The sequence below is a fragment of the Phenylobacterium sp. genome (genome assembly GCF_030681155.1).
Taxonomy (GTDB): Bacteria; Pseudomonadota; Alphaproteobacteria; order Caulobacterales; family Caulobacteraceae; genus Phenylobacterium.
Map to the genome: position 1 here is coordinate 1 of NZ_JAUXXE010000044.1, position 5,693 is coordinate 5,693.

Here is a 5,693-nt window from a genome sequence, read left to right on the forward strand (position 1 = left end):
CACGATGTTCTCGGTGAGCGGCGGCGGGGGCGGAGCCAGCGGCCAGAACACCGGCCAAGCGTTCATCAACCTCAGCGACTGGGCCGACCGCAAGGGCAAGGACAACAGCGCCGACGCCATTGTGGGCCGCGCCTCTGCCGCCTTCCACAATTTCCGGGACGCGCGGGTCTTCGCATTGGTCCCACCCGCCATTCGCGGCCTTGGCCAGTCGGACGGGTTCACGATGGAACTGCTGAATTCGAGCGGCATGACACGTGCGGAATTCGACGCCGCCCGTGACAAACTTCTGCAAGCGGCTCGAAGCGATCCGGCGCTGGCCTCGGTCAGGCTGACCGAACTACCCGATATCGCCACGCTGAAGATCGACACGGACGCCCGCAAGCTGGCCGCGCTCGGTCTCAGCCAGAGCGACGTCAACGCCACGCTCTCCACCGCCTGGGGCGGGCGTTATGTGAACGACTTCGTGGATCGCGGCCGGGTGAAGCGCGTCTATGTCCAAGGCGACGCGCCCTATCGCGCCGAGCCCTCGGACCTCGGCGAGTGGTACGTTCGTGGAGCGGCCGGCCAGATGGCGCCCTTCTCTTCGTTCGCCAACGTGTCCTGGTCGCAAGCGCCGACGACGTTGTCGCGCTTCAACGGGATTTCATCCTACGAAATCCAGGGATCGGCCGCGCCGGGCGGCAGCTCCGGCCAGGCTATGGAGGCCATCGAGAAACTGGCCAGCCAGATACCTGGGACCAGCATCGCCTGGTCCGGCCTCTCGTATCAGGAACGCCTGTCGTCGGGCCAGGCGCCTCTGCTTTACGGGCTTTCCCTGCTGGTGGTCTTCCTCTGCCTGGCGGCCCTCTATGAAAGCTGGTCGATCCCGCTGGCCGTGCTGTTGGTCATCCCCTTGGGGCTGGTCGGCGCGGTTCTGGCGGTGACGCTGCGCGGTCTGATCAACGACGTCTACCTGCAGATCGGGTTGCTCACGACCATGGGGCTCGCGGCCAAGAATGCGATCCTGATCGTCGAGTTCGCGGAGCAGGCCGAGAAACGCGGGACACCCGTTGTCGAGGCGGCCATCGAAGCCGCACGTATCCGCCTGCGTCCTATCCTGATGACCAGCCTGGCTTTCGTGTTCGGCGTGCTGCCCCTGGCCATCTCGACCGGGGCCGGCGCCAACAGCCGGATCGCTATCGGCACAGCGGTGATCGGCGGCATGCTGACCGCCACGATCCTGGCGATCTTCTACATCCCGCTATTCTTCATCATGGTGCGCCAGGGCTTCCGCGGTGGGGTCAAGTTCATGCGCCGGGGTCGGGACGGTGATGTTCCGCCGCCAGCGACCGAACCGGAGCATGTCTGATGCGCAGGCTCTCTGTTCTGCTTGCCGCCACTTGCCTCGCCGGTTGTTCGCTGCAGGCGCCCTATGTCCAGCCGCCCTTGCCGGTGCCTTCCTCATGGCCGGCGGGCGATCCCTATCTGCGCCAAAGCCAAGCCGAACTGCCTGCGATCAACTATCGCGACGTCTTCACAGACGCCCGGCTGCAGCAACTGATCGACCAGGCGCTGGTCAACAACCGGGATCTGCGCGTCGCGGCCGCCAACATCCTGGCGGCGCGCGCCCAGTACCGGATTCAACGCGCCGCTCAGGTTCCGCAGATCGATCTCGGCGGCCGATACGCTCACACGGGCGGCAAGGGCGGGACGGCGCCTGACGCCTATTCCGTCGACCTCGGCATAACCGCCTTTGAGGTCGATCTCTTTGGCCGGCTCCAGTCGCTCAGCGACGCGGCTTTGAACCGCTATTTCGCGACCGAGGAGGCGGCGCGTTCGACACGGCTGATCCTGGTGGCCGACGTGGCGGAGGCGTGGCTCACCTATGCGGCGGACGAGAGCCTGTTGCGGATCGCAAGCCAGACCGCGGCCAATGCCGAGCGCAGCGTCCAATTGACCAACGCCCGGCTGCGGGGTGGCGTCGCGCCGCGGACCGACCTGCGGCAGGCGGAGACCATCCTCGCCACCGCCCAGGCGGACGTCGCGGCGCTACGGACCGCGGTCGCCCAGGATCTCAATGCGCTTCAACTGTTGCTGGGATCACCGGTGGACAAGGCGTTGCTGCCAGGCTCGATAGACCAGGCCAGCGCAGGTCTTGCGACCTTGCCTGCCGGTCTTTCATCCAGCGTTCTGCTGCGGCGGCCCGACGTGATGCAGGCCGAGTATGGTTTGCGCGCCGCCAACGCCGAGATCGGCGCAGCCCGCGCCGCGCTGTTCCCGACGATTTCGCTGACCGGCGCGCTTGGCTACGCCACCGGCTCGCTGGCTTCGCTGTTCACCGACGGGGCGTTCACCTATTCCGTCGCGCCCCGCGTGGACTATCCGATCTTCCGGGCGGGGGCCGGACGTGCAGGCGTCGCCCAATCGCGCGCGCAACGCGACGCGGCCTTGGCGGCCTATGAAAAGGCGATCCAGACCGCCTTCCGGGAAACCTCCGACGCGCTCGCCCGACAAGGCACGATCGCCGACGAACTCGCCGCGCGCCGGACTCAAGTCGCCGCCGCCGACGATACGTTCCGCCTCACCGAGGCCCGTTACCGGGGCGGCGTCGACACGTTCCTGGCGAGCCTGGTGTCCCAGCGCTCGCTCTACAGCGCCCAGCAGTCGCTGGTGGCGACCCAACTCGCCGCCGCCATCAACCGGGTCACGCTCTATCGGGTGCTGGGCGGCGACGCCGGACCGGAATCTCCCCCCAGGCCATAGCGGGGCGGCGGTACGGGAAAGCCCTTAGGGGATGGTGCGGAATTCAGCGGCGCCGCCTGCGCCGCTACATAGCTCGACACTCGGCGCGCCTGTCTGGCCGCCCGGCATCTCCAAGGAGGCCACGTGTCGCCGAACGACCACCAGCTACGCCACGCCCAGCGCAATCTGCCGCGCTATACGAGCTATCCCACCGCGCTGGCGTTCGAGCCTGCGGCGGACGGCTTGGCGCCGGTCGATTGGCTGGCGGGGACCCGCGCGGCTGACGCCATCTCGGCCTATGTCCACGTCCCGTTTTGCCGCCGGCTCTGCTGGTACTGCGGCTGCCATACGACCGTCGCGCACGAGTACGACCGGATCGGCGCCTACTATGAAACGGTGATGCGCGAGGTGGATCTGCTGGCCGATGGCCTGGGCGACCACGCCGGCGCGGCCCACCTGCATTTCGGCGGCGGCAGCCCCAACGCCTTGTCGCCCGAGCACTTCCTGGCCTTGACCCGCAAGCTCTCGAGCCGGCTGCGTCTGCGGCCCGGCGCCGAGGTGGCGGTGGAGCTGGACCCCGCCTTGCTGTCGCAGGCCTTCATCGAGGCCTTGGGTGAAGCCGGCGTTACGCGGGTCAGCCTTGGCGTTCAAACCTTCGACCCGGCTGTGCAGGCCAAGGTCAACCGGATCCAGCCGTTCGATGCGGTCGCCATCGCCGTGGAGCGCCTGCGCGCCGCCGGCGTCACAGCCATCAATTTCGACCTCATGTACGGTCTGCCGTTGCAGACGCCGGAGAGTGTGCGGCGCACGGTCGAGCTGGCGCTGAGCTTGGACGCGGATCGCATCGCCGTTTTTGGCTACGCCCACGTACCCTGGATGAAGAAGCACCAGGAGGTGATCAAGGACGCCAATCTGGCCGACGCCGTCGGCCGTTGGGCGCAGGCAGACGCCGCCGACGAGGCGCTGGTTGCCGGCGGCTATGTGCGGATCGGCATCGACCACTATGCGAAGCCCCAGGACGCCTTGGCCAAGGCCGCGGCAACGGGCGCATTGCGTCGCAATTTCCAGGGCTACACCGATGATCCAGCGCCGGTGCTTGTGCCGATTGGACCATCCTCGATCGGCTGCTTCCGCGAGGGCTTCGTTCAGAACGCGGTTGGGACCGACGTGTGGCGCACCGCGATCCATGAGGGCCGCCTGCCGCTGGCCCGCAAGCTGCCGGTGAGCGCAGAGGATCGGGTACGGGCGGCCGTGATCGAGCGGCTGATGTGCGACCTGACCGTCGATGTGGCGGCCGTCTGCGCCGCCAACGGCTACCCGTCGCACTTCCTGGACGGCTGCATCGAGACGGCGCGAGAATTGGAAGCCGACGGCCTCTGCGTGGTCCTGGGCCGGCGGGTGACTGTGCCTGAGGACAACCGGCGGCTGGTCCGCGTCACGGCCGCCTGCTTCGATGCGCGACTGCCGGAAACCCAGCGACATTCGAAGGCCGTCTAGGGGCGGCGACCATGCTGTGGGCTGATCCGGGCTTAGCGCCGGGATGACGCGAACGCTGGGTTTGCGGTCTTAGATCCGCGCCCGCGCGACGGGCGAGGGCCAGAACAACAATGTCAGGCCGGTCACCGCGGCGGCGACTCCCACGGCGCACCAGGCGCAGTGGGGCGATGGGCCCTGGCCGCAGATCACCCCGATGGCTTCGATAGCTTTCTGGTGCGCAACGGCCTGCGCGGCGCTCACTGCGGCGAGGGACAGGGCGATGCCGGCGCCCCAGGCGCGCAAGGTCTGCGTTCGGTCCATGGCTGGCTCCTGGGTGGCGGTTGTTCCAGGGCACGATCTGACGCCGAGCATGGTCGGCGCATTGATTGAAATCAAGGCGGGTTCCCGCCATTCGCGCGAAGTGGCCGCGGGCGTTTTCAGATGACCAGCGGGGACCATGTCTACTCAAACGGCAAGAACAGAGGCGGCGCCCATCGACGCGGTGCTGCTCTTCGTGACAACGGGGGTCCTGGCGTTCGGCGCCCTGTTGGCCACCGCCCTGTCGGACGACAGGCTTTTCCGATTCCATGGCTGGATGTTCCTGGGCGCGTTCGTGATCGCGCTCTCGGTCATGACCGTCGCCATCACTTCCGGCCGTCTCCGGTCCCCGCAGACTGAATATGCCGACGGCGTGGTTCGCGCCGGGGTGATCGCCACCATGTTCTGGGCCGTGGTCGGCTTGCTGGCGGGGGTGGTGATCGCCGCCCAGCTATCCTGGCCGGCGCTGCTCTATTTCCCGGAACACGGCTGGCTGAACTTCGGGCGGCTACGGCCCCTGCATACCTCCGGCGTGGTCTTCGCCTTTGGCGGCAACGCCCTGATCGCGACGTCCTTCTACGTCGTGCAGCGCACCTGCCGCGCCCGGCTCGCGGGCGGGGTCTGGCCCTGGTTCGTGTTCTGGGGCTACCAGCTCTTCATCGTGCTGGCGGCGACCGGCTACCTGGCCGGCATCACCCAATCGCGCGAGTACGCCGAGCCGGAATGGTACGTCGACCTGTGGCTGACGGCTGTCTGGGTTGCGTATCTCTTCGTCTTCCTGGGTACGCTCTGGAAGCGGAAGGAGCCGCATATCTATGTGGCGAACTGGTTCTATCTGGCCTTCATCGTCACCATCGCGATGCTGCACATCGTCAACAATCTGGCGGTTCCGGTCAGCGGCCTGAACAGCCGTAGCGTCTCGCTGTTCGCCGGCGTCCAGGATGCGCTGATCCAGTGGTGGTACGGCCACAACGCCGTGGGCTTCCTGCTGACCGCCGGCTTCCTGGCGATGATGTACTACTTCGTGCCCAAGCGCGCGGAGCGGCCGGTCTATTCGTACCGCCTGTCCATCGTCCACTTCTGGTCGCTGATCTTCATCTACATCTGGGCGGGCCCGCACCACCTGCACTACACGGCCTTGCCGCAGTGGGCGCAGACCCTGGGCATGACCTTCTCGA

Annotated in this window: 5 protein-coding genes; 4 read left to right on the forward strand and 1 reads right to left on the reverse strand. The window is 67.3% G+C overall.

What is annotated here, in order from left to right:
* The 3 genes from Q8M13_RS11655 to hemN all read left to right on the forward strand — a co-directional run.
* The coding region (locus tag Q8M13_RS11655) for an efflux RND transporter permease subunit (protein WP_305300115.1) at positions 1-1,348 on the forward strand (1,348 nt) is incomplete at its 5' end.
* Positions 1,348-2,742, forward strand: coding sequence for an efflux transporter outer membrane subunit (locus Q8M13_RS11660; protein WP_305300116.1), 1,395 nt, complete (start codon positions 1,348-1,350; stop codon positions 2,740-2,742). The genes Q8M13_RS11655 and Q8M13_RS11660, both read left to right, overlap by 1 nt.
* Positions 2,743-2,865: 123 nt before the next feature.
* On the forward strand, positions 2,866-4,218 hold the full coding sequence (hemN, locus tag Q8M13_RS11665; RefSeq protein ID WP_305300117.1) for an oxygen-independent coproporphyrinogen III oxidase: 1,353 nt from the start codon (positions 2,866-2,868) through the stop codon (positions 4,216-4,218).
* A gap of 69 nt (positions 4,219-4,287) precedes the next feature.
* Here hemN and Q8M13_RS11670 read toward each other — a convergent pair whose 3' ends face one another.
* Entirely contained in the window at positions 4,288-4,518 is a 231-nt protein-coding gene (locus Q8M13_RS11670; protein WP_305300118.1) for a hypothetical protein, read from the reverse strand.
* A 136-nt stretch (positions 4,519-4,654) separates the two neighbouring features.
* Between Q8M13_RS11670 and Q8M13_RS11675 the strand changes: the two genes are divergently transcribed.
* A partial coding sequence (locus tag Q8M13_RS11675; protein ID WP_370870038.1) for a cbb3-type cytochrome c oxidase subunit I occupies positions 4,655-5,693 on the forward strand: 1,039 nt, incomplete at its 3' end.

Coding starts and splice junctions, on each gene's coding strand:
- Q8M13_RS11660 (WP_305300116.1), top strand. CDS start 1,348: ATGCGCAGGCTCTCTGTTCTGCTTGCCGCCACTTGCCTCGCCGGTTGT.
- Q8M13_RS11670 (WP_305300118.1), bottom strand. CDS start 4,518: ATGGACCGAACGCAGACCTTGCGCGCCTGGGGCGCCGGCATCGCCCTG.